This is a genomic window from Selenomonas sputigena, assembly GCF_026015965.1.
In the GTDB taxonomy this organism is placed as follows: Bacteria; Bacillota; Negativicutes; order Selenomonadales; family Selenomonadaceae; genus Selenomonas.
On the sequence record NZ_CP110383.1, the window covers coordinates 1,951,336 to 1,976,120 of the forward strand.

The window sequence follows — 24,785 nt, forward strand, 5'->3', positions numbered from 1 at the left end:
TAGTTCTTCTACAGCAGGAGGGATTTTTGTCCGTATTTTGGGGTGCAGTCCGGTTTCCCTCGCTGCCTTTCGGCAATACAAATCTATTCAACAGCCTTCAGCACATAAATGCGCGACTCAAAATCCACCGACAGCCCGTTCTCCGCAATCGGTTCGCCCGCCGTGCCGTCCGTCGTGATAAGCCCGTAGTTCATCAGCTCATCGCCGTAGCAGCACACACCGCTGCGACGATTCTCATAGAGGATGTCCGGCAGAAGTCCCGCAAGCTTCACGCGATCGAAGCGGTAATTCACGCGGTTCAGCGTGCGATACCAGCCGACAATCGCCGTCTTCCGATCCGCACTCACGCTCATCCACGCCATGACATTATTTTCAAAGGGGCTTTGCAGGCGATAGAACGTCCCGTACTGGAAGATTTCCCGATACTCCTTCATAAAGGAAACCTGTTCTTTGACCTCTGCAATCTCCTCTTCCGTCAGCTTGTTCAGATCAAGCTCATAGCCGAACGTTCCGAAGTATGCCGTATTCGCACGCGTGTGCAGCGGCGTCATGCGATTCATCTGATGGTTCGGCACGACGGAGACATGGCTGCCCATGCTGCTCACAGGATAGCACATGGATGTGCCGTACTGGATCTTCTGCCGCTCGGCGGCATCCGAATTATCACTCGTCCACGCCTGCGGCGCATAATAAAGCATACCGGGGTCAAAGCGACCGCCGCCCGAAGCGCAGGACTCGAAGAGCACATGCGGGAACTTCGCGGTCAGGCGTTCGTAGAGCTCGTAAAGACCGAGGATATAGCGATGGAACACCTCGCCCTGCTGATCGGCAGGCAGCGCATGCGACCAGCATTCCGTGATGCTGCGGTTCATGTCCCACTTCACATAGGAGACCTTGCCGCTCGCAAGAATCGCCTCCATCTGCTCATAGATATTGTCGACCACCTCTTTGCGCGAGAAGTCGAGCACGCACTGCGAGCGTCCGAGCGACTTGCGCCGTCCCGGTACGGAAAGCACCCAATCGGGATGCGCACGATAGAGGTCAGAGTCCTCATTGACCATCTCAAGCTCAACCCAGATGCCGAACTTCATGCCTCGCGCCTCGATCTTCTCCGCGAGTCCGTCGATGCCGTTCGGCAAACGATCGCGGTTGACCGTCCAATCGCCCAGTCCCGCATAGTCGGATGTGCGCGCACCGAACCAGCCATCGTCGAGAACGAAGAGCTCGATGCCGCACTCCGCCGCCTTGTCCGCTATCTTGAGCAGCTTCTCCTCCGTAAAGTCGAAATACGTCGCTTCCCAGTTGTTGATGAGAATCGGGCGCACCTTGTCGCGCCACAGCCCGCGCGCCAACCGCTTCTGATAGAGCCGGTGATACGTCTGGCTCATGCCGTTGAGTCCCGCATCCGTCCAGACAAGAACCGCCTCGGGCGTCTGAAACTCTGCGCCCGGCACAAGTTTCCAGTCAAAATCCGTGCTGTGGATGCCCGCCTGCAGACGTGTCACGCCGTGGTTGTCGACCTCGGCAAGCATCTCGAAATTCCCGCTGTAAACGAGACTCATCGCCAGCGCCTCACCGCATGTCTCCGTCGTCCCACGGCGCAGGAGCGCTGCAAAAGGATTGTATTGTCCCGAGGAATGCCCGCGGCGGCTGCCAATCGCCGTGATGCCCGTTGTGAGCGGACGAATCTCTATATGACGTTCGCGCGACCATGCCCCCGTCAGCTCCAGCCAATCGTACTGCGTATCGGGCAAGTCAATCGACATGCTCATGACCTTCTGCAGATGCAGCACTTCCTTGCCCTCGTTGATGTAACGCACACTGCGTGCGATTGCACCACCCTCGGCAAATATGGTATAGAGAAGCTCGGCACGCAGTCCCGTCAATTCATCCTTCACCTCGACGATGAGCGTCTTTGCCTCCGTCTCCGCCTCCGCATACGTCGCAGGCAGCCCGGCAAGTTTCGGCTTGCCGTCCATGACACGATAGCCTGCATACTGCAGATCGAGGATACGGCTGCCGTTTTCCTGCAGAACGTTCAGCGCAGGGCGGCGGAAATCCGACGAGCCGTACGTCGGCAATTCCTGGCGGATCGCGTCCAGCGAGTAGCTGCGCGTATCCGCAAAGACACATGCCGTCATGCCACGGTGCACGCGCTCGAAGATGTGCTCAAAACCCTCACGGTCGCGGAGCGCCTTGCCGTAGTAGAGCGAACCCAGCCCGCCATGGGGCAGCACCATGAAGATGTAACTCACGGAATCGTTGAAGAGATGAAAAACCCTGCCCTGCTCATGATAAACGATGTTCATGCAATTTCCCCCTTCACTTGCAGCCTTTTCCATGCAAGTCCCCCGCATTTCAACTTTCTTCCACGCGAAACCCTGTCGTCCCGCGCTCAACCACAGTATTGGCAAGCACGACGTTCTCCGTCACGCCATCCTCGATCTTTGCCAGCATGAGGCGCGCCGCCTCCCGCCCGAGATCGCCCATGTGCTGGTCGACGGTCGTAAGGTTGGGCGCAGTGTATCGGCTGAGTGCCGTATTGTCATAGCCGATCAACGAGATATCCTGCGGCACGCACCGCCCCATGCGCTGACAGGCATTCAGCGCCCCCATCGCCATGAGATCGTTGCAGCAGAAGATTGCCGTCGGCACAAGGTCCAGCATCATGTCCATCAGGATGAACATCGTGTTCTCGACAGTCTCGATGCGATTTCCCTCGCCGATATTGACAATATCCGCTTCATGGAATGTCCCGCGCTCTTGCATGACGGAACGGTAGACCTTCTCCTTGATGCGGTAAGAATCGCTGTTTTCCCCCTGCAGGAAGAGGATGCGCTCGTGCCCGTAGTGAAAGAGATGCTCAAGCGCCGCCCGCGCCCCGCTGCTCTGATCGCTCGTCACGTATGATATACCCGCAACCTCCCGCGCACTGTTGACAAAGACCAGAGGCAGGCGCGCCGCCGTATTCTCGTAGAAGTCCGACACAACCATCTCCGTATTCGGACTGACAACGATGACGCCCGAAACATTGCGTGTGATGAAATCCCGCACGCACTCTTCCTCACGCGCTGCATCATTCTGTGCACACGCGAGGAGCAGGGAGTACGAGCTCTGCCGCAGATGCTCCTCGATTCCGTCGAGCACCTCGACAAAGAACATATTGTCAAAGCTCGGTACGACGACGCCGATGCTCGATGAGCGCTGCATGTTCAGCTCACGTGCCTGCAAATTCGGCACATACTCCAGTTTCTTGATGGCATCCTCCACCTTGAGCCGTGTCTTTTCACGCACGGGATAATTTCCGTTCACCACGCGCGAGACCGTCGCCACCGAAACGCCGGATTCCTTTGCCACATCGATGATCGTCGCCTTCATCTCATTCTCCTCTGCTCCCTCATACTCCCGATTTCAAACGTCCTTTATACTGTCGATCCAGCGATCGAACGCCGCCATCCCCGCCGCATCGCGCTTGAAAACGCCCGCGTGCGTGAGCACCCGTAAAAACACGGCGCCGATCTCATCGCGCAGGATTTCATCTGCATTCGCCTCCGTCACTGCGGGATGCGACGCGCGTACCGAGCGATACCAGTCCGCGTGCTTTTCAATGTCCGCGATGCCCGCGATGTCCTCCGTTCCCTTCAAGAGTTCCGTGCGCACCTGTTCCATCTCTGATTTAAGCCGCGCGGGCAGGATTGCCAGCCCCAGCACCTCGATCAGGCCGATATTCTCCTTCTTGATGTGGTGCACATCGGCATGCGGATGGAACAACCCGAGAGGATGTTCCTCCGTCGTGCGGTTGTTGCGGAAGACGAGATCGAACTCGAAATCCGCGCCGCGCCGTCGCGCAATCGGCGTGATCGTGTTGTGCGGCGCATCCGTCTCCGCCAGAATCTCCACCGAAGCGTCGCTGTATGTGCGCCACGCGGCGAGAATCTTCGTTGCAAGGTCGATGAGAGCTCCCTTGTCGGATGACGTGAGGCGCAGTGTCGACATCGGCCATTTCACGCGCCCCGCGCGGATATTCGGATAGTTCGCAAAGCGGTATTCCTGCTCCACCGCCGCGCGTTCCATGGCAAACGTATAGCGCCCGCCCTGGTAGTGGTCATGCGAGAGGATCGAGCCGCCGACGATCGGCAGATCGGCATTCGAGCCCGCGAAATAATGCGGAAAAATCTCAAGAAACGCTGCAAGATTTTCAAACGTCTCGCGCGAGATCACCATCGGCACATGCTCGTTGTTCAGCACAATGCAGTGTTCGTTGTAGTAGGTGTAAGGCGAATACTGCAAAAACCACGAACGCCCCGCAAGCTTAAGCGGAATGAGGCGATGCGTCTCGCGCGCGGGGTGATTCACGCGCCCCGCGTAGCCCTCATTCTCGCGGCAGAGCAGACATTTCGGATAGGAGGAAGATTTCGCGAGCTTTGCCTTTGCGATGTCGCGCGGATCCTTCTCCGGCTTCGAGAGATTGATCGTCACATCGAGAGCGCCGTACTCCGTTTCTGCCCTCCATGCAATGTTCTTGTCGATGCGCGCCTTGCGGATGTAGTTCGAGGCGATGCTCAGGTCATAATAGTAATCCGTCGCCTCACGCGGCGATGTTGCATAAAGGGCGCGAAACTGACGCACGACCTCGGACGGACGCGGCATCACGCAGTCCATGATGCGCGTATCAAAGAGATCGCGCTCATCCGTCGTGCCCTCGATCAGCCCCTTCCCCGCCGCATAGTCGAGCATGCGCTCCAAGATGGGCGTCGCCGTCTCCAGTGTTTCATCCACCTGCTCCGGAACATATTCTTCCACACCGAGCACGTCGAGCAAACGATTCGCGGCATAGACTTCATCCTCGGGCGCAATCAGCCCCTTCTGACGGGCAAAGTGCAGGAGGCGGCATATTTCATGCTGCATATCACACATGATAACCCCTCCTGTACCTAGTCCTCATAACCATGCGGATGATGTTCATGCCAGCGCCACGCCGTGCCGATGACCTGCTCCACATCTGTGAATTGCGGTTTCCAGCCGAGCACGGAGCGCGCCTTCTCACTGGACGCGATGAGCTGCGCCGGGTCGCCCGCGCGCCGTGCGCCAATCTCCACCTTGATGGAGCGTCCCGTCGCCTTTTCCGCTGCTGCAATCATCTCCTTGACCGAGAAGCCCTGCCCGTTGCCGAGGTTGAAGATGTCGCTCGCACCGCCCTTTCGCAGATATTCGAGCGCCAACACATGGGCATCCGCGAGATCGACAACGTGGATGTAGTCGCGCAGGCACGTTCCATCCGGCGTCGGATAGTCGTCTCCGAACACCGTGATATGGTCGCGCCGCCCCGTCGGCACTTGCAGGATGAGCGGAATGAGATGCGTTTCCGTCGCGTGATCCTCGCCGATCGAGCCGTCCGGCAAAGCCCCCGCCGCATTGAAGTAGCGCAGAGACACATAGCGCACGCCATTGGCGCGGCTCACCCACTTCATCATCTTCTCCATCGTGAGCTTCGTCTCGCCATAGGTGTTCGTCGGGCATGTTTCATCGTCCTCGTGGATCGGCACGCGCTTCGGCTCGCCGTAGACCGCTGCCGTCGAGGAGAATACGATCTTGTCGACGCCATGGCGCACCATCGCCTCAAGGAGCACCTGCATCCCATAGACATTGTTGTTGAAGTAGAGCAGGGGTTTTTCCATGCTCTCGCCGACGAGAGAATTTGCCGCAAAGTGAATGACCGCCTCGACCTTGTTTTCAGTAAAAATCTTGTCGAGAACCAAAGCGTCGCGAATGTCGCCCTCGTAAAACTTTGCCTTCGGGTTCAGTGCGCCGCGATGTCCCGTCTGCAGATTGTCGACAATGACAACCTGCTCGCCCTTTTCGATGAGCGCGTGCACGGCATGAGAGCCGATATAGCCCGCGCCGCCGCATACCAATATCGCCATGAGAATTCTCCTTTCGCTCCGCTCTTACAGACGGTGTGCGCCGTCCGCAATATTCGCCACATAGAAGCTCGGCGCATAGCCAATCTTCTCCGTATATGCCTCTGCAACATTCTTCTCAAATGCAGGAATTGCCTCGTCGCGCACAATGCTGACCGTGCAGCCCGCAAAGCCGCCTCCCGTCATGCGCGAGCCGAGCACTCCCTCCTGCTGCCACGCGAGTTCCGCGAGCGCATCCAGCTCGGGCCCCGTCACCTCGTAATCGTCGCGCAGGGAAACGTGGGAATCGTTCATCAGTGCGCCAAACCGCTTCACATCATTCTGCTCAAGCGCCTCCACTGCCTCAAGTGTGCGGCGGTTTTCATAAACCGCGTGGCGTGCGCGTCTGCGCTCGACCTCATCCTCGATGACGGCGGCATTCTCATCGAACTCTGCATTCGTCAGCTCGCCGAGCGTTTTGATCGCCTTGACCTTCTGCAGAGCTTTCAGCGCCGCCTCGCTCTGCATGCGCCGCTCGTTATACGCAGAAGAAACGAGGCTGTGCGCCTTGTTCGTGTTTGTGATGACGATGCTGCACCCCTTGAGGTCGAGCTTGCTGTAGCGGTACTCAAGTGTATTGCAGTCGAGCAGGATCGCGCAGTCCTTCTTGCCCATGCCGACGGCAAACTGATCCATGATGCCGCAGTTCATGCCGACGAATTCATTCTCCGCCTTTTGCGCGAGCTTTACAATCTCCGCCATGTCGATGCCGAGTCCAAGCTCCTCATTCAGAATGACCCCCATCAAAACCTCGATGGAAGCGGAAGAAGAAAGCCCCGCACCGTTGGGCAGCGTCCCGTAGACGAGGATGTCGAAACCGTGCGCTGCAGGATGTCCCGCATCCTCCATCATGCGCACGACGCCGATGGGATAGTTGGCCCAGCCATAGGCTGCGCTCTTCACCGCACCGTGCATGGGGAACTCCACCACGCCTTGCTCCTCTGCATTCATCGAGTAGAGGCGCGACACATCATCCGCACGCGGCGCAGCGAGCGCATACGTGCCGAGCGAGATCGCACACGGAAAGACGTGCCCGCCATTGTAGTCCGTATGCTCGCCGATGAGATTCACACGCCCCGGCGAGAAATACGCATGCGTTTCAGCCGCACCGAATTTCTCACGAAATACTTTTTTCATCTCATCCAAGATTGCCATTGGCTCCTCCTCCATATATCTTCATTTGTCCGTCTATATTTTGGCTTGTATGAAAGTAAACGTTTTCTTTTCCCGCTTCCTATTCTATCCTCTTTCGTAAAGAAACGCAAGCGTTTTTGTGAGATTTTCATAGGGAAACGCTGATAAAATGAAGTCGCCCAGATTTGCGCAGATGCGCTGGTTCTATGGCGGTCAACGTCAACCAATCATGCGGCGCACTTCGCGCTTGCATTCTTGGGACGTTTTCGCATACGAGCCGTTGCCCAATCGCCTGCGTCCTTCGGACTTGGCTTTTGGACGGCTCAGCAAGGAGACAAACCGCAGGCGTAGCGGTGCTACGTCGAGGATTTGTCGACGACGAGAGGACAGTGCAGATGCGTGAAGATGGGTGGCTGAATTTATCAGTGATTCCATAGGTTCAGCAAAAGACGGATGCCCCCGCCGTCAAATCCCCTTCATCGTAAACGAGAGGCTTCTCTTCCCATTCGGATAGGTATACTCCGCAAGCACGGGTGCGCCCCAGCTGTCGTCGCCGCCCACGCCGCACATGCCCGCCGACGCACGCAGATATGTATGCTGCGGACGCGGCAAATCGTACGCATGGCGCGCATTCTCCAATTCGTGCGGACTGTACGGGAGCGCCGATGCCTCAAACGGCACATCTGCCGCGAGACGGATTCCGTGACCGCCATGATCCGTAACCTCGATCCAGCGCACGCCGCAGTGATTGCCCGTCTCCTGCGGACGCAGATACGGCTCGACCTCGTCCGACGCCGTGCTCTCGTAGACGCCGAGACGTGCGCCGCAGCAGCGGTCGATGTAGTTTTCCTTCGGCCCGTAGCCATAGAATCGAATGCGATCATAGTCCGTATCTAGCGTAAAGATCATGGCAAAGTCGGGCATCTCCGGCATCCCCTCTGTTGCCTCATATTCCATCGTGACGCCGACTTCCCCGCTCGCCTCCGCCGTATAGGAGACCACGCATGCAGCAGCAGGCTCCGTGGCAAGCGCATAAGTAAAGCGCACGGTGACGCGCTTGGCATGCCGTTCATCGCGTCTGCCGAAGAAACCTTTCACCGTCTCGAAATCTTCGCCGTCCACGCTGTACTCGATGCGCGTGCAGCGGCGGTAGAGGCTCGCGAGTTTCCACTGCGCCGTATCCGCCATGCGTCCGCTGCCGTAGTCATTGTCGATCGGCGCACGCCAGAAGCTCGGCTGCGGCAGCTCCTCGATCAGCTCCCGTCCGCCATGGCGATAGGAGACGAGATTGCCCTGCGCGCTTGAGAACATGAGGGAAAAGCCCTCCCCCTGCACGCCGAGGTTGATATCTCCCTGCACCACGCGCAGGCTGCCCGACGCCTCCAACGGCATATAAGCAGGAGCGGCGACGCCAAAGCCAAGGACATCCAAAAGGCGCGTTCCTGCATCCTCAGGCGGCACGACGACCGCTTGCCCGAAGGCGATCTCATGGCCTGCAGGCGCCCATATTTCCTCCTCTTTGACAAGGAGCGATGCCGTCAGCACATACTCGCCTTCGCCTGCGTAAGGCAGCCTATTCTTGATGAAGCGTGTTTCTCCCGGCGGCACATCATGCTCCCCTGCATACGCCTGCCAGATCTCGCGCCCGTCAAGGAGGAGCGAGAGCCACAAATCATAGTCGCCCGCATACGAAAAGAGGCTCTTATTCTCGATCTCCACACCTTCCCATGAAGGACGGAGCGTGAAATTCTGATAGTTGTACTTCACCTCCTGCAGCTTTGCCGTAGGACGACGATCGGCAAAGAAGATACCGTTGCCGCTGAAGTTGTAGTCCGACGGACGATCGCCGAAGTCGCCGCCGTAGAGGAATACATCCTCGCCATAACGCCCGCGCCTGCGGATCGCCTGATCGCCGAAATCCCAGATGAAGCCTCCCTGATAGAGCGGCTCGCGCTCCGTCAGTTCCGTGTACTTGTGCATGCCGCCGCAGCTGTTGCCCATCGCATGCGTATACTCGCAGCAAATGAACGGCTTGTCTCGGTGCTCCTTGAGGAACGCTTCGATGTCCGCCGCCTTCGTATACATCTGACTCTCCATATCGCTCGTCGCCGGATAGCTGCGGTCCCAGAAAATGCCCTCGTAATGCACGAGGCGCGTGGGATCGACGCGGCGGAAGTACTCGCTCATCTCGTAGATGATGCGGCCGCCGCAGGACTCGTTGCCGCACGACCAGATGAGGATGCACGGATGATTCTTGTCGCGCTCATACATCGACTGAGCGCGATCGAGCACGGCGGGCAGCCACTCCTCGCGGTCGCCGGGAACAGTATGCGCGTCCTTCGCACACGCCCCATTCTTCATCCATGAGCCGTGCGTCTCAAGGTTCGTCTCATCGATCACATAAAAGCCATAAATGTCTGCCAGCTCGTAGAGACGACTGCTGTTCGGATAGTGCGACGTACGAATCGCATTGACATTCGCACGCTTCAGCGCGATGAGATCCTGCTCGAAGAGCGCGGGATCCATCGCCCTCCCATGATCGGAATCAAACTCGTGCCGATTAACTCCCTTGAACACGATGCGCTTGCCGTTGATCTGCATGACTCCATCTCGGATGCAGAACTCACGGAAACCGACGCGCACGCGCACGACCTCCTGCAAAGCACCCGCCGCATCACGCACGCGGATCATAAGATGGTAGAGCCATGGGTGCTCCGCGCTCCAGAGACGCACGCAGGCAGCCTCTCCCGAAAACGCATGACTCTTTTCCGTGATGACTGCCTTTTCTCCCTCTACGCAATCTCCTTCCGGATCGCAGAGCAGAATCTCGACATGCTTTTCTGCCGCATCGCCGAATGTGAGGTGCACATCAAGCTTTCCGTGCGTATAGCCATCCCGCTCAAGCGGCACGGCACGAACGGCAACATCCTCGATGTGATGCTGCGGTTTCGTGTAGAGCAGGACGTCGCGATAAATTCCCGAGAAGCGCCAGAAGTCCTGATCCTCAAGCCAGCTCGCACTCGTATAGCGGAATACCATCGCCGCCAGCTTGTTCTCCCCCGTCACGAGATACGGCGTCAGGTCGAAGTCTGCAGGTGTGCAGCTATCTTCACTGTAGCCGACGAAATGACCGTTGAGGAAGAGTGCGAGCGCCGCATCCACGCCGCCAAAGGAGATATAGACGCGCTCCCAATCCTCGGGCACGGCAAAATACTTCACATAGCAGCCGACGGGATTATCACGCACGGGAATCTCGCCCGGCACGATGCTCTCATGCCCGTCCCACGGGTACGTCGTATTCGTGTAATGCGGCGCTCCGTACCCCTCCATCTGGATATGCGCCGGCACACGGATCGTCTCCCAATCGCGGCAGTCATAATCCGCCGCCTCGAATCCCTGCGGGATGTGCTCGGTGTTCCGCGCATAGGCGAAATGCCAAATGCCGTCGAGCGTGCGGTAAAATGAGGACACGCCGCGCGCAAGCTCCGCTTCGTCGCGATAGAATACGTGGTCGCTGTGCGCAGGCAGACGGTTCTCTGCGAAGTAGCACGGATCTCTCAATTTCTCAAAGTCGAATGCAGCCATGTGAAACCTCCGATCTTGTAAAGGAAGCACGGATAAATGCAGCCACCCGTCTTATCAGCGCTTCCGAAAGAAAGCGGCCGCCGCCGACCGCTTTCCCATCTCCTAAAATAGAATCACTTGTTCATTTCATCCCATTTCTCTTCGAGTTCTTCCACGATGCGCGCGTGCTCCGCCTCCGTGAGCGTCACTTTCGCGCGGTAGAGAATCGTGCCGAGCAGAATGAGGGCAAACGGCGCAGCGAACATCACGAGCTTGAAGTGAAAGAGATTCTCCGGAGAAATCGTCTCCGCTGTCGCACCGCTTGTCATGCCGACCCAGATTGCGGTAAGGCCGATCATGCCGCTCGCAATAGCACCTGCGAGCTTGTCCACCAGCGGACGCACGCAGAGGACAAGCGCCTCGTCGCGATGTCCGAGCTTCAGCTGCCCGTACTCGACCGCGTCCGTAATCGTCATGAGCACGACGAGGAAGATCAGCGGCTGCGGCAGGGAGAACAGACCTGCGGCAAAGAGCGTCATAATGACGTTCGTGCCCGCCATCGCGTAGAGCACGATGCCGAGGAGCATGACGGCAACCGAAGCGAAGAAGAGCTTGCGGCGGCTGAACTTCTCCGTCAGCGTCGGGAAGAGTGCCACGGCGAGCAGACCGATGATGACATTGATCACGCCGAGGAACGAAAACTGCTTTGCATCGCCAAGCACATAGATGAAATAGTAGAGGTTGAAATTGTTGATGACATTCTGACCGAGAACGAAGACAAGGTACGCAATCGCAATCCAGAGGAGCTGATCATTCTTGATGAGCACGGAGAACACATCTTTGAATGAAGTCTCCGTCTTGTTCTCGCGCAATGCGGAATCCTCTTCCTTCGTGCCAAGGCCGAGGATGATCGCCCCGAGAGTCGCGATGCCGCCGCCGACGACGGCAAACGCAAACCAACCGCTCGAGTCACCGGCGCCGCCATTCTCGTTCAGCGAGAAATAGAGGACGACGGGCATGACGATCGCCGTCACCAACTGACCGCCGAACACCGAGCCGATACGCGCATAAGTCGCTGTCACCTCACGCTCATGCGAGTCAAACGAGAGAGCGGGAATCATCGACCAGATCGCAACATCTTTTGCCGAGTAGAACACATCCATGATGAGATAGAGCAGCGCGAAGAGGACGAGGTAGAGCATTGGATTCGACACCGTCAGCCCGCCCATATCCGTAAAGAGGATCGCAAGGGAAATTGCAGCAACAAACGCGCCCACAATCACCCACGGCTTGAACTTGCCCCAGCGCGTCTTCGTCTTGTCAATCGTATTGCCGATGAACGGATCGAGGAAGAGCTCGCCCACGCGCAAGACGAGGATGATTGTCGTCACAATGCCGATCATATAAGCATCGTGTTCGTGGTTTTCGGAGTGAAACAGATTGCTCGTGACAAAGATCATGAAATACGTCGCGAGCATAGCATAGAACACATCATGTCCGAAAGTGCCGCAGGAATACGCAATACGCGGCCAGAATTTGCTCTTTTTGTCCGACATGGGAAGCCCTCCTCAGCCTTTGACCGTGCGGATGTAGGCGATGATGCCGTCCGCAATCTTTCCGAGCGGTTCTTTACTCGTATTCACAACGAGATCATAGTGCGTTCCGTCGCCCCACTTGCGCCCCGTATAGTAGTCATAGTAGCGCGCGCGTTTCTCGTTCTCGCGATTCAGCTCCTTGAGCGTCTTGCCCTCGTAGACCGTGCGCCCGCGCTCCTCGCGGTAGTCGTCGTCCGCACAAACGAAGACGGAAAATACATCGTCGCGCTTTCGGAGCGCATAGTCCGCGCAACGTCCAAGGAAGATGCAGGGACCGTCGGCGGCGAGCTTGCGCACAACGTTCGACTCCGCCATAAACATCCCCTGGCTCGACTCTCCCATCGCCATGCCGAATGAGTGAAACGGGATGAAGCGCGAGGACAGTGGCTTCACTGTATTCTCAAACTCAAGCAGCTCCTTCTCATTCAGATCGTTGATGCCAAGCTTCGCCGCGGCAAGATGCACGATCTGACGATCGTAGAGATGGACGCCCAACTTCTCCGCGAGCAGCCCGGCAAGCTCCCGTCCGCCGCAGCCATATTGGCGGCTGATGGTGAGAATGAATTTCTTCTCCTCCATGTGACTTCCTCCTTCATCATTGGGAAACGACTATGCGTCTCCCGTAAACAAACCTTGAACATAATAGGAGTGGGAAATATAGTAAACGTTTTCTTTCTTACGTTTTCTATTATACTCTATAGATTTTGAAAAAGCAAACGTTTTCTTTTTGAAGCACAAAACTTTTTCCTCTATAAGAATGCAGACGCTCTTGATGATATACAATGGAGGCGAACGACTCAACAACGCGATAGAACGACGGATCGCCGCAATACCCGTACAGCAGATGCTTTGCCTGCAGCCCGAAGGACGCGGACGGATTCCCCATGCTTCCGTAAGACGTGAGGCCATAAATTGACACAGGCAACACCGAAGATCGTCCTGACTTCCTCTAAAAAGCAATCATAATGAAAAAAGACGCGCCGCCGGCAAAATGGCTGCGCGTCTTTTTGTGACCCAATGAAGCACGGGAAAAATAGAGGGAGCTCTGAATTAATCGGTGATTCCTTAAAACGGGCTGATCGTCTTCTCCTTCGCCAGCGGAATCTGCTTCATCCTCTGGTCGTAGTCTGCTGTCAGGTAGTCGCCCAAGAGGGCGACCTTGAACTTTCCCGGGTGGTCGTCGGGCAGGAGGTCGTTCGCCGTCAGCAGCATGTCGAGCGCGGGCGCGGTGCGCATGGCGGTCGCGCTCATGTGCATGACGAGGATCGCGCCGCGCTTCACCGAGCCGTCGTCTTCGTGCGTCAGTCTGTGCAGAATGCCGACGAGGGATTCCATCGAGACGGCATTGTAGTCCTCCGTGCTGCCGCTGCCGTTGACGACGTAATCGAAGCCGTTATGCAGAATGCTCGCGACGCCCGTGCGGCTCACGGCGAGCGTCGGCGGGCGCAGGATGCGCGTCAGGGCGTATCTTCCCGACGGCAGGCGCATGTCTCCCATGGTCAGCGCGAGCTTTTCGTAGGAGGAGCGCACGTCGAGTTCGTACGTCTCCTCGTCCATGATGGCCTTGTTCCTGCCGCCCTTGTCCTGCACGCACATGGGCGTGTGCGTATCCGTATGACTGCCGACCTCGTTGCCGTTCGCCACGATGGCACGCACGAGATTCGGATTATTGTGGATGTTCTTCGTGATGATGAAGAACGTGCCATGCACGCGATGCTTGTTCAAGACGGCGAGCAGATGGTTGATGGAATCGTCGCTTCCCCAGTCGTCAAAGGTGAAGAACACGGTTCGCGCGGGTGCCGTCTTGACGATCCCCGTCCTGTCTGCGCGGCGCATCTCCATGCGCGAAAAGCCGAGCATGCGATCCGTCTCGCCGACTTCGGGCGCACCGACGTAGCGCTTGTAGAACTCCTGCGAAAACGCGCCGCCCTTGAGCTTCTCCTTGCGGATATACGGGCGGATTTCCTCGGGCAATGTCGCCGGATCGACGGGATATGTATAAAGAGCCGATGTATCGCCGAGAACATCGAGGACGGATGTGCAGGCGTAGCCCGAGGCTGCCCGCTCCCGCTCTCGCTCCTCAGGCAGGGCGTGCGTCGTATAGGCGATGTTGTCGACCTTCTCCCGCTTCAAGGTGCGCAGAAGCTCGACGGCGAGCGAGGAGTGCGTGTAGTAGTCCGTGCGCATGTAGATGATCTCGCCGCGATTGAACGACGTCGTCCAGCGTCCAAAGAGATCGGGCATGACTTCTTCGGGCGACTGTGCGTCCTTGTGCTTCGACTGCACGGCGTTGAATCCCTGCCCGACGAGGATGCAGCCCATCGCCGAAACGGCCTCGCCGATGGCCGGCTCATCCGCGCCCGACATCTGGCGCACGACATTCGTTTCCTGACCGTAGGCTCGAAGCCCTTCGCGGATGCGCTCGATCTGCGCACAATAGTCGTCGAAGCCCGCGCCCTCCTCAGGGCGAAGCCCGATGCCGAGTTCCTGTCCGTATGCGCGAATCAGCTCGATATTCCTCCGATTCCTCGAAAGCTCGCGCTCCGTGACGAAGAAAGTGCCGCGCATTCCCTGAGCCTTCATTTCCTCCAATATTTCAAGAAGCGGCGCTTCCTTCGACAAGCCGCCGAACGTGAAGATGACGGCGGGCTTCGTGCTGCAGATAAAGCGCTGTTTCTCGGCGATATGCCCGCGATTCTTCCTGCGCAGCGCGGCATAGGCGCTCTCCTCAGCGCTCTCCGCGGTGCTCTCCTGCATCGTCTGTCCGCGCAAGCCTTGCGCTTCTTCCGCCTCGTCCGGCAGTTCCAAAGCTCTCCCCGCCTCTTCCTGCCGCGCAGAAGCTTCCGTGCCCGCGAGCGCCGCGAGTCTTGACGCTTCGAAGGCGGCAGCGGCATCGGCTCTTTCAGCCGCAGGCGCGGCGGCTGCCGCGGTGCTGCAAAGGGCGGCGAACAGGAAGGCCAAGGCGCAGAGCGCACCCTTCTTCCCGCTTCTTTTCTTTATCTTCCCATCGCGCATGACTGTTCCCATCTCTTCCTTTCCTCTACTCGCATCGTACATCGGCGAGGGTTTCGCTGCCGCCGAGCCGCCAGAGGCTCACCGCCTCGACGCCGTTTTCCGCCGCGAGCGTGATCCATGCGTTCAGCGTCTCTGCATCCGCATACCAGACTTCCCCATCGTGCCCGTCCGCCGAGAATGTGAAGTGAAGCGCCGCGCTCTCGGCGTCGCGCTCGGGTGTCCTGCCGTGCTTCTTCGCCAAGGCGGCCGCCTCCTTCTCCGTAAGGAAACGCGCCTCGCCCTTCTTGAGTCCGAAGAAGCCGTAATCCTGCCACAGGCAGCCGCCCGTTGCAAAGGCCGCCGCTTTCCTTCCGGGCAGGGCTTCCATCTTCTTCAGCGTCTTTTCGATGAAGTCGCGATCCGCCTTCGGACCCGGGCCGCTGTGCTTGCCGTGGAGGTTGTAGAACATCACGACGTACTCGGCTTCTGCGGGAAGCCCCTCAAAAGCCATCGCAGGTTCGAGCACGACGCGAAGCTTCAGGCCGCGCTCTTTCGTGGCCTCGGCGAGCTTCTGAAGGAAGGCGCGGTAGCGCGTCATGATTTCTTCGTCCTTGCGGAAGTTCTCGTAGTCGAGTTCCACGCCCTCCATGCCGAACTTCTCTGCCGTCTCCGCCATCCGAAGCGCCTCTTTCTCGATTCCCTCGTCCGTCGCGAGGAGGCGGCGCAGAAGTTCCCTGTCCTTTTCCACATGCTTTTTCCCCATGATGTCATTCGTGAAGCTCAAGTACCGCTCGACCTTGCGAATGCTGTAGGCGTTTACGAGCGCCTGCACCTCCTGCGGCACATAAAGCTCGTCCTTCTCGTCGTAGCAAGCGGCGAAAAGGGCGACCTTCGAGAGCTTGCCGCGCATCGCGCGATAATCGGCGTCGCCGGCCGCCGCATCCCAGCGAACGTGCCAGGAGGAAAACTCCACGGGCGCGTGCGGCGCACTCTGCAGCGGCTCCGCCTGTGCGCATCCCCCGAGGGAAAGCCCTGCGGCAAGAAACAGTCCCAACATCCACCAACGCATAAAAACAGCCCCTCCTATACACCACATAGGGCGCGCAAGCTTCTCTCACGCGCCCTCTCTTTGGCATACAAATCATACGTATTCGAGGAACCAGCGCAGGACAGCGTCCCAGATTTCCCCTGCCCTGTGCTTCGCCTTTTCCCATCCCTTGTATTCGCTCGTGTAAAGAACGCGCTCCTCCTTGCTCTCGCGCCCCGTTTCCGTCAGGACGCGCACCTTCTTGAAGACGCCGTCGTAAACGTCGTCGGCGAGATTGCGCTGACTCCATGCCTCGCCCTGCCAAGAAGCGCCGAGGAAGACCGCGCCGCGCTCCGTGCGGGAGACGGCGAGATCCTCAGGGCCCGTATGCCCGTCCACATCGACGCTCAGGCGGTCGCCCGAAAGATGAATCACGAGCCTGCACTTGCCGCGGCGATGGAAGCTCTCGCTTCCCTCGTAGGGAGCGGCGCCGTCCTCAACGGCAGCGGCGTACGTCTCGCGAACCGCATTCGCGCGTCCCATGTACTCGTTGGCTGCGGCGGGCGATGGCGCATAGCGCGCGAAAGCCTCGTTTTCGGTGATTTTCGCCTCCTTGCGCACCTCCTCGACAGAAAGGATCTTCTCGCCGAGAATCACGGGCAGCTTTTCCCGGTAAAGCTCGCGCTTCGCGCCGCCCGCGATTTCTGTCACAACGAGTTGATCGTTGACGAGTGTGACGCAGACGGCGTCCGAAAGATCGGCGGAGCTTCTGAGGAAGATCTGCTGCGAGCCGAAGGCGTTGCCCTCAAGCTCCGCTTCAAGGCGGAGGTCGCGCAGATTTTCGACGTCCGTGAGGCGGGCGAGCGCCTTGCCTTCGGGCAGCGTCGTCAAGATCAGCGTCTCCTCGCGGGCTTCGAGCGCCCCTTCCTTGAGCTCCCAGGCGCGGCGTCCTTCCTCGCGCCCCTCGACGAAGGATAGGGCGCCGTCCGTATCGTAGTTGATGCGCATGAGCAGGTGATTGATCGGCCAATAGGGCTGCGGCTGCATGCGCGTGAGATCGTAGAGGCTGCTCGTGCGCTTGTTGAGCACGAAGCCCTCACGGTTGAAGTTCATAGGGAAGGAATCGCGAATCTCGCGCTCGTTGACGGCGCTAACGCGCGGATTGTTGCCGAAGCGTCCCGTATTCGCGTGCATGAGCACATGCGCCTTGGGCACATAGCCGAGTTCCTCGCCGTAGATTTCGCGAAGACGCGCGTAGTCGTAGGTGATGCGTCGCTCCATCTGGTGCTCACTCTCCGTCGGCACGCCGTCCTTGTCGCGGATATAGTCCATCAAGTAGTGATTGTAGCGGCGGCCGAGACAGCCGCGTACCATATCAAAGCGCAGCGGGTCAAGCTCGCCGAGAAAATCATCGTAGCGATCGAAAACATTGATGTAGGCGAGACGGTAGCCGTTCGATCCCATCTCCCAGAAGGTCGAGCTTTCCATCTCATGCAAGTCCTTGGGATTCAGGAACTTCGTGTCCTTCTTGGCAAATTTCTCGGGATACGTCATCATCGTCGCCTTGAAGTTCAAATCCTCCATGATCTCCTGCGCAAAGATCGCCGTGTCGCGCCTCCCGTCCTCGAACATGAGGAAGAGCGATCGCTCCGGCAACGTCTTTCCCTCACGGTAGTAGTCGAGGACGTCCTGCTGCGAGATGGTCACATAGCCTTGGCTCTTGAGCTCGGCGAGATGGCGGCGCAGCTCCTCCTTGCCGATGAGCGTCGATGTATCGCCGTTTCGGTCGACGCCGAAGTAGGAAAGGGCGATGAAACCCTTGTCTTGTGCGCCCGCCGCTGCGGCAGCCGCCGGGTCGTACGTCTTGAACGTGAAAAAAAGCTCCATGAGCACAAAGAGCGCGGCGGCGATGCAGGCGAACTCCAAGGCGGTGCGCATCTTCTTGCGGCGGTTCTTGCGCCGCGTGAAGGCAGCGTCCGCAAGTGCAGACTGCGCTTTCGGACGCTCGTTCTGCGCTTTCGGCTGCGGCGGCGCCGTTGGCGGCTGTTCCTGCGCTTTCGGCTTCTGTGGCGGCACTGGCGGCTGCTGTGTTTGCTGCTGCGTTCTCGGCGCGGACTGTGCTGCCGGCTGCCGCTCTTGCTGGGGCGCAGGCTGCATTGGCGGCTGTGCTGTCGACGGCGGCTGCTCCTGCGACGGCGCGGACTGCATCAACGGCTGTTCCTGCGCTTGCGGCAACGTGGGCTGCATCGGCGGCTGCACCTGCGGCGATGCAGTAAACGGCACGACGGGAACCCATTGCGGACGTCCCTGCGCATCGGTCACACACATCAGAAACGGCACACCCTGCACGTTCGGCATGCCGCTCTGTGTATTCGGCAGCGTACCCTGCACATCCGGCGAAGCGACAGAGTCCTCTGCCGCCTTTTGCACCTGCCGCTCCTGTGCCTGCGACAATCCTTGCTTCAAGCGCACAAATACACGTTTCTTCTTCATGCTGCCCTCTCCGCCGCCTTGTCGAGTATGACGCGGCCATCCTTCTCCTTGTTCTTTTTCTTATTCAGCGCAGCGATGTCGGCGAGCGTCATGCGCGTACCCCACGTCGTCTTCCAGAATGTGACCCAGGCGACAGGCATCTGCCACAGGAGCACAGCTTCATAGTAGATGCAGAACCACATGGCATAGATCCACGTCGTACTGCGCCGGATGAGAAGCTGCGCCATGCTCATGAGGAGCGCCATCATCAGCATGCCAACGACGAAGCTCACGGGGAAGACCCGATGCATGATCGGTACGTAGAGGAGGTTGTAGATGACGACGACGGGCGCGGCGATGGGCACGAGAACGCCCATGTAGAAGCCGAGCGACATGAAAGGCTCCTTCTTCCACATGAAGCGGCTCGCGATCAGAGACTCGCGCAGCCAAGAGCGCTTCCAGCGCATCTGCTGGCGCAAAAACACGGAATAGGAGCGCGGCACGATCGTCATGCAGACGGCGGAATCCTGATACGTCGTGCGATTGTGGCGCAGGATGAAATTCGTCATGCTGCGGTCGTCGCCAAACGTCGCCTTCTGTCCAAGAAAGCGCTGATTGAGCCACGCGTCCATGTATTTCAAAACGAGATCCTTGCGGTAGCAAGACAGAGGCCCCGAGAGGCAGGTCGCCGCATCGAAGTACCCCTCCGCCGCCTTCATGACGCGGAAGGCGATGGAGTAGCGCACCGCCTGCATCTTCGTCAGGGCGTTCGTGTATGTGTTCGCAACGTCCGTGCGCCCCGATACGCCGCCCATCTCCTCGTCCTTGAAGGGCTGCACGATGTTGCGGATGGCGAAGGGATCGAGGAAGCTGTCCGAATCCACGAAGACGAGCAGCTCGTGCTTCGCCTCCTTCGCGCCGCGCGCCATGGCGTCGCGCTTGCCCAGATTCTGCGGCTGCTGCAGGAAGCGGATGCGCTCAAAGACGCGGTAGGCGCTGTCATTCGTATCCGCCGCCTTCAGCTCGGCGATCATCTCCTGCACGCGCTCGGCGGATCGGTCGTTGGAACAGTCGTCGACGACGATGACTTCGAGCTTGTCCACGGGATAGTCCTGGTTGATGCAGCTGTGGATCGTGCGCTGAATCCATTCCTCCTCATCGAAGCACGGAATGATGATCGTCACGCCGGGCGTATAGTCGGGATCGATGGGCACGGGGCGGTAGAACATCGCAAACAGGTAGCGCGTCAGAAGGAACGTCGCGGCAATGATGCTGTAGAGATAAAGCCAGCGGTTGAACTTGAAATAGATGACGGATTCAGCTCGCATGAGCACGATGATGAGCGTGATGACGGCGAGGAAGAAGATCGCCAGCGTGAACATGTAGCCCTGCCTGCGTGCGGTGGCGTACTGAGCGAGCGACTTCTTGAACTCGATGCCGTAGAGCTTCTCCTCCTGCCCGAAGCTGCGCACGACCGTCGCCGGCAGCTTCTTCACCTTCATCTCGTAGCCCTCGGGCATAGTGCCCGGCTCGATCTCGAAGGTCAGCTTTACCTCGCCCGAAAGATCCGCCCCGCACGCATCCTTTTCCAACCGCACGAGGATGCCTGTCGTCGAGATGTCCACGGCGCGCGCCGCAAGCGTCCCCGCCGCCCCCTCGATCTTCACGGGATAGTCGACGAGATAGCGCTGCCCGTTCTTCGCATCCTGCTCATAGAGAACGTAGTCGTCGGACTCCATGGCGGCGGACGCGCCGCGCCGGCTGCGGTTGCTGCGATGTCCCGTCGCGTCCGGCACATGCGAGAGCAGACGGCGGTCCTCCTTCACCGTGTAGAGAACCTCGTCTTCTTGAGCCGCGCCTGTCGCCCGATTCACCCTTGCGCCGCGTTCGGCAGCATCCATATCTTTTCCAGCGCCGTCTGCGGACGCATATCCCTCGTTTGCCATTTCTTCACCTACTTGCCTTGCACTGCCGCCGATGGCGCGGCGGGAACGTATCGAATTTTACGAAAATCATGAATATTGCCCGGCGTCTTTCCCGTGCTCTCCAGCGCCGTCAGCAGCCAGTCCAGTTCGTCGGCAGCGTCGACAGGCGCAGCCTTGCGTTCCCCGGCGGACTTGTCCTCCACGGTCGGCTGCTTGTCCACGGCCGGCCGCGCATCCTCGACGGCCACATCCTGCGCGGGGGCTTCGACGGGCACGGCGATGTCAATCGCGATGATGCTGCCCGCAGGCACCGTCGCCGCATAGGCGGCCGCGCCCGCCTCGTCCTTGAGCCAGCCCGGCGCGTAATGCGCGCTCTCCTTCACGGCGCACTCGACGCCTGCGGCGCGCAAGGCGCGCAGAAGCTCCTCGTCATAGACGGTGCGCGGCGAGCGAAAAAGTTTCGGCGGCGCGACGGCAAGAACCTCGACGACCCTCTGCGTGCGGCAGATCTCGGCGAGCAGGCGCTCCTGCGGCAATTCTTGTGCCGCCGCGACCCCCACGAAGGTGTAGTTGCCGATCTCCTGTCCCGCCTCGCGAATGAGCTTGATCGTCTCCGGCTGGTTCGCCGCGTTCTGCCCTTCGACGAAGAACACGGCGCTCGCGCCATGCTTCTTCAGGACGTCGAGCAAACGCGCCGTCGTCGTGCGCTCGGGCAATCCGTCGATGACGATGGCGACATGAGGCTTCTCATCCCTCGTCACGATTTCCGCTGGCTCTACGCCTTCCTGCAGCTGCTCCTTGGCCGCTGCAATCTCCTCAGTCGCCTCATAAAGACTGCCAAGATCGGTGATTTCCGCCTGCGCGTTCTTCGTGCCAATCACATGATCACGGAAGACGACGAGAGCGCCCGCGACGATCAATATGCCCGCTATGGCGAGAAGCCCCATCTTTTTCAGGCTCATGCTCCGCCCCCTTCCTCAAAAATCCGCTTACAAAGCTCACCCCAAACTCAAAGACGCCAATAGCGGAAGCCCTCGCGCTCCGCTTCTTCGCGCGAGTACATCCCCTTCACGTCGACGAGCAGATGCGGCCCATCCGCGCGGCACATCACACGCAGTTCCTCCCACGACAGACGGGCGAAGGCTTCATGCGTCACGAGAAATACGAGAGCGTCCGCGTCCTGCACATCGTGCAGCGATTTCAGGCTGAAGCCGTATTCCACGCGGAAAGCTGCCGCATCGACCTCGGGATCGACGGCGGCGAGCGTCAGATCGTACTCCTGCAAGATGCGATATACGTCGGCGGCGCGCGAATTGCGCATGTCGGGGCAGTTCTCCTTGAACGCCATGCCGAAAAGATGGACGCGCGCCTTGGCGAGATCAATCTTTGCACGCACAAGCTCGCGCACGACGGCATGGGCGACGAAGCCGCTCATGTCGTCATTGATGCGCCGCCCCGTCGAGATGAGCGGCGAATAATAGCCGAGATTCTGCGCCTGATAGATGAAGTAGTACGGATCGACGCCGATGCAGTGACCGCCGACGAGTCCCGGACGGAAGCCCAGCGCATTCCACTTCGTATCCATCGCATCCGCCACAGCCGAAGTGTCGATGTCCATGCGGTGAAAGACGAGAGCTAGCTCGTTCATAAAGGCGATGTTGATGTCGCGCTGCGCGTTCTCCGCGACCTTCGCCGCCTCCGCCACGCGAATCGACGGCGCACGATGCAGCGTCTCGACGACCGTGCCGTAAACTCCGGCGATCGTTTCAAGCGTCTCTTCGTCCATGCCCGAAACGATCTTGACGATGTTCTCCAAGCGATGCACCTTGTCGCCGGGATTGATGCGCTCAGGCGAATAGCCGATCTTGAACTCGCCGCGCCGCATGCCCGATTCCCTTTCCAGTATGGTGCAGCAGATGTCCTCCGTCACGCCCGGGTACACGGTAGACTCGTAGACGACGATGCTGCCCGGCTGCAGATGCCTGCCAATGACGCGCGTCGCCTTCTTCAGCGGCTTGAGATTGGGCGTCTTGTCGCCCTTGATCGGCGTCGGCACAGCGACGACGATGAACGACGCCATGCGCAGACGCGCCGCATCCGCCGTAAAGTCGATGCGCTCCGCCGCGCCTTCTTCCGCGGCAAGCTCGCCCATCGGATCTTTGCCCGCGCGGCAGTCCGCGATCTTCTCCTCGTCGCTGTCATAGCCGATGACGCTGAAATGCCTCGAAAACGCCACGGCGAGCGGCAGCCCGACATAGCCCAGTCCCACGACGGCGATCTTCGCCCTGCCATCGTGCAAAAGCTCCAACATGCGTTTGCCTCCTTCTTTCCGCACTGCGTACTTGTTCAATCCTCATAATTTTTGAAATATCCCGTAAGCGACGCCCAAACGGTACGGCTGCGCCTCGCAGTATCGAGGTCGAAGAGATCGTAATACTCAAGCCCGAACATGAGATCCTTCTGCAGCGTGTAGGAGAGGCCCGCGCCCCAGCCGCGGAAGCCGCCGCGTCTCGGGCCGTCACCCGTCGCATCGTAGCTCATGTAATCTGCCATGCCGTTCATCGTGTGGCTGACGTAGGTGGCGCTCGGCTGACGATAGTACTTGAGCCAGTAGGACATCGAACCGGGACGCCAGCCGTCGCCTTTCTTCGCGAGCGTCAGCACATAGCCCGTGCCGTTTCCCGCCCTGTGATCCGTGCCATGGAGAAGCATCGCGCCGAAATCGAAATCTCCCAGAGGTGCGCGGAAATTTCCCATGTAGATGTTGCGCGCCGCACCGTTGATCTTGTCGAAGCGGTACATGCCGGCGTCAACGCCGTAGAAAGGCGTATCGTAGCTTGCCGAAAGTGCCGCCACCTCGTGCGCCCGCTCGATCTTGCCGTAATGCAGCGTATAGCGGACGGGGTTTCCCATCGAGAGCCGCAGACCGCGGAACTTGCTGTCGTAGATATTTCCCTCGGCAAAATCCGCGCTGAAGACGCCGACGGTCGTATCAAAGATGCCGCTCCTGCCGGTCAGATAATAGCGGTCAAGACGGAGCTTGCCGTCGTCCGTGCCGCCGTTCAAGTACTTTTCGTACTCGATCATGCCCGCCGCATGCCAGTTGCCGTCGATGTCGTAATCGGGGAAGACCCGAAGGCGCAGCCGCGCACGGCTGTCGCCGCGCTCAATGCCGCCCGAGCGCGAAGCATCGGCACGCACCTCGGCGTCGACCTTGAGTCTCGGCTCAGGCTTCTCGGGCAGGAGCACCGACGAATAGAGCTGCTGCTCGGCATTCTCCTCGTCCGCATAGCCCATGAGCGCGAGATCTTCAGCGAAAGCCGCCCGAAGACGCATCGCCTCATCCATGACGCCCGGCTCGACAAGCGGCTCGCCGTAAGAATACGCACCGCCCTCGCCTGCGGGGAAGGAGTCCGGTGCAGCCGGGACGGCAACGGCCACGGGCGAGGCAGGCGCACCTGCCGCAGCGTCTGCCTGCACCGCGCCTTCTCTTGGCGTCATGCGCAAGAAGACTTCCTGCCTGCGCTCCGAAACCTTCGCCAAAGCAAGCTCGCGCTTCTCGCGCCGCATCGTGGCGAGCGCGTAGTCGCGCGCCGCGAACTGCAGACGAAGACGCGCCCTCGACGCCTTTTCCTGCAGCGGCTGCATGACCTCCAAGCGGTTCGTGCCGCGCAAAGACTCGCGCACGAGGCGCTCCTCCGCCTGTTTCGCCGCCGCCTCGGCATCGGCAAGCGCCCTCTTCGCCAGGCGTTCCTGCTCTCGGTAGAGCTTGACATGCACCTCATCGCGCACGGCGAGACTCGAAAGACGCCCATATTCGTCCGCGAGCGTTCCCTGCTGTATGCGGTCAACCTCGTGCAGCCCCTGCGCCACAATGCGGACAAGCTCCTCGCGCGAACACTCCTGCGGCATCTTGCCCGCAAGATTGACATAGCCTTGCGACTCAAGGCGTCCCACCGCTTCATAGACCCAGTCGGGCACAGCCTCGGCGGCAGAAGCCGCTACCGGCAGAATGCCGAAGATCGCGGCACAGAAAACGCTTGCGCGGCAGGCATGTCCCCAAAACAAAGACTTTTTTTCCATTTCCATCATATCAGGTTATTTTCCCCTTATT

General features: G+C 59.3%; 15 protein-coding genes. All 15 read right to left on the minus strand.

The features are described 5' to 3' along the window. Positions 1-83: 83 nt before the first annotated feature. Positions 84-2,309, minus strand: coding sequence for an alpha-galactosidase (locus OL236_RS09525; RefSeq protein ID WP_265070422.1), 2,226 nt, complete (start codon positions 2,307-2,309; stop codon positions 84-86). Between the two features lie 49 nt (positions 2,310-2,358). Next, on the minus strand, positions 2,359-3,378 hold the full coding sequence (locus OL236_RS09530; RefSeq protein ID WP_265070423.1) for a LacI family DNA-binding transcriptional regulator: 1,020 nt from the start codon (positions 3,376-3,378) through the stop codon (positions 2,359-2,361). Between the two features lie 33 nt (positions 3,379-3,411). Then, a complete protein-coding gene (gene galT, locus OL236_RS09535) occupies positions 3,412-4,917 on the minus strand; it encodes a UDP-glucose--hexose-1-phosphate uridylyltransferase (protein ID WP_265070424.1) in 1,506 nt (501 codons plus the stop codon). A 17-nt stretch (positions 4,918-4,934) separates the two neighbouring features. Next, complete coding sequence (gene galE / locus OL236_RS09540) at positions 4,935-5,924, minus strand: UDP-glucose 4-epimerase GalE (RefSeq protein WP_265070425.1); 990 nt, start codon at positions 5,922-5,924, stop codon at positions 4,935-4,937. A 24-nt stretch (positions 5,925-5,948) separates the two neighbouring features. Continuing rightward, positions 5,949-7,115, minus strand: coding sequence for a galactokinase (locus OL236_RS09545; RefSeq protein WP_265070426.1), 1,167 nt, complete (start codon positions 7,113-7,115; stop codon positions 5,949-5,951). A 444-nt stretch (positions 7,116-7,559) separates the two neighbouring features. Next, entirely contained in the window at positions 7,560-10,679 is a 3,120-nt protein-coding gene (locus tag OL236_RS09550; protein WP_265070427.1) for a glycoside hydrolase family 2 TIM barrel-domain containing protein, read from the minus strand. A 113-nt stretch (positions 10,680-10,792) separates the two neighbouring features. Further along, a complete protein-coding gene (locus tag OL236_RS09555) occupies positions 10,793-12,214 on the minus strand; it encodes a glycoside-pentoside-hexuronide (GPH):cation symporter (protein WP_265070428.1) in 1,422 nt (473 codons plus the stop codon). A 12-nt stretch (positions 12,215-12,226) separates the two neighbouring features. Continuing rightward, on the minus strand, positions 12,227-12,832 hold the full coding sequence (locus tag OL236_RS09560) for an AAA family ATPase (RefSeq protein ID WP_009646647.1): 606 nt from the start codon (positions 12,830-12,832) through the stop codon (positions 12,227-12,229). Positions 12,833-13,318: 486 nt separating this feature from the next. Next, entirely contained in the window at positions 13,319-15,268 is a 1,950-nt protein-coding gene (locus OL236_RS09565) for a polysaccharide deacetylase family protein (protein WP_265070429.1), read from the minus strand. 25 nt (positions 15,269-15,293) lie between these two features. Continuing rightward, complete coding sequence (locus OL236_RS09570; RefSeq protein ID WP_265070430.1) at positions 15,294-16,316, minus strand: glycosyl hydrolase family 18 protein; 1,023 nt, start codon at positions 16,314-16,316, stop codon at positions 15,294-15,296. Between the two features lie 72 nt (positions 16,317-16,388). After that, entirely contained in the window at positions 16,389-18,767 is a 2,379-nt protein-coding gene (locus OL236_RS09575) for a hypothetical protein (protein ID WP_320109797.1), read from the minus strand. After that, on the minus strand, positions 18,764-20,692 hold the full coding sequence (locus tag OL236_RS09580; protein WP_265070431.1) for a glycosyltransferase: 1,929 nt from the start codon (positions 20,690-20,692) through the stop codon (positions 18,764-18,766). The genes OL236_RS09575 and OL236_RS09580 overlap by 4 nt, the downstream gene beginning before the upstream one ends. Before the next feature lie 8 nt (positions 20,693-20,700). Continuing rightward, entirely contained in the window at positions 20,701-21,633 is a 933-nt protein-coding gene (locus OL236_RS09585) for a polysaccharide deacetylase family protein (protein ID WP_265070432.1), read from the minus strand. A gap of 47 nt (positions 21,634-21,680) precedes the next feature. After that, a complete protein-coding gene (locus tag OL236_RS09590) occupies positions 21,681-22,982 on the minus strand; it encodes a nucleotide sugar dehydrogenase (RefSeq protein ID WP_265070433.1) in 1,302 nt (433 codons plus the stop codon). Between the two features lie 35 nt (positions 22,983-23,017). Beyond that, complete coding sequence (locus OL236_RS09595; RefSeq protein ID WP_265070434.1) at positions 23,018-24,763, minus strand: translation initiation factor IF-2; 1,746 nt, start codon at positions 24,761-24,763, stop codon at positions 23,018-23,020. Positions 24,764-24,785 lie beyond the last annotated feature (22 nt).

Excerpts from the sequence above, each read along its gene's own strand:
- OL236_RS09525 (WP_265070422.1), bottom strand. The coding sequence starts at position 2,309 with ATGAACATCGTTTATCATGAGCAGGGCAGGGTTTTTCATCTCTTCAAC.
- OL236_RS09530 (WP_265070423.1), bottom strand. The coding sequence starts at position 3,378 with ATGAAGGCGACGATCATCGATGTGGCAAAGGAATCCGGCGTTTCGGTG.
- galT (WP_265070424.1), bottom strand. The coding sequence starts at position 4,917 with ATGTGTGATATGCAGCATGAAATATGCCGCCTCCTGCACTTTGCCCGT.
- galE (WP_265070425.1), bottom strand. The coding sequence starts at position 5,924 with ATGGCGATATTGGTATGCGGCGGCGCGGGCTATATCGGCTCTCATGCC.
- OL236_RS09545 (WP_265070426.1), bottom strand. The coding sequence starts at position 7,115 with ATGGCAATCTTGGATGAGATGAAAAAAGTATTTCGTGAGAAATTCGGT.
- OL236_RS09550 (WP_265070427.1), bottom strand. The coding sequence starts at position 10,679 with ATGGCTGCATTCGACTTTGAGAAATTGAGAGATCCGTGCTACTTCGCA.
- OL236_RS09555 (WP_265070428.1), bottom strand. The coding sequence starts at position 12,214 with ATGTCGGACAAAAAGAGCAAATTCTGGCCGCGTATTGCGTATTCCTGC.
- OL236_RS09560 (WP_009646647.1), bottom strand. The coding sequence starts at position 12,832 with ATGGAGGAGAAGAAATTCATTCTCACCATCAGCCGCCAATATGGCTGC.
- OL236_RS09565 (WP_265070429.1), bottom strand. The coding sequence starts at position 15,268 with ATGCGCGATGGGAAGATAAAGAAAAGAAGCGGGAAGAAGGGTGCGCTC.
- OL236_RS09570 (WP_265070430.1), bottom strand. The coding sequence starts at position 16,316 with ATGCGTTGGTGGATGTTGGGACTGTTTCTTGCCGCAGGGCTTTCCCTC.
- OL236_RS09575 (WP_320109797.1), bottom strand. The coding sequence starts at position 18,767 with ATGAAGAAGAAACGTGTATTTGTGCGCTTGAAGCAAGGATTGTCGCAG.
- OL236_RS09580 (WP_265070431.1), bottom strand. The coding sequence starts at position 20,692 with ATGGCAAACGAGGGATATGCGTCCGCAGACGGCGCTGGAAAAGATATG.
- OL236_RS09585 (WP_265070432.1), bottom strand. The coding sequence starts at position 21,633 with ATGAGCCTGAAAAAGATGGGGCTTCTCGCCATAGCGGGCATATTGATC.
- OL236_RS09590 (WP_265070433.1), bottom strand. The coding sequence starts at position 22,982 with ATGTTGGAGCTTTTGCACGATGGCAGGGCGAAGATCGCCGTCGTGGGA.
- OL236_RS09595 (WP_265070434.1), bottom strand. The coding sequence starts at position 24,763 with ATGATGGAAATGGAAAAAAAGTCTTTGTTTTGGGGACATGCCTGCCGC.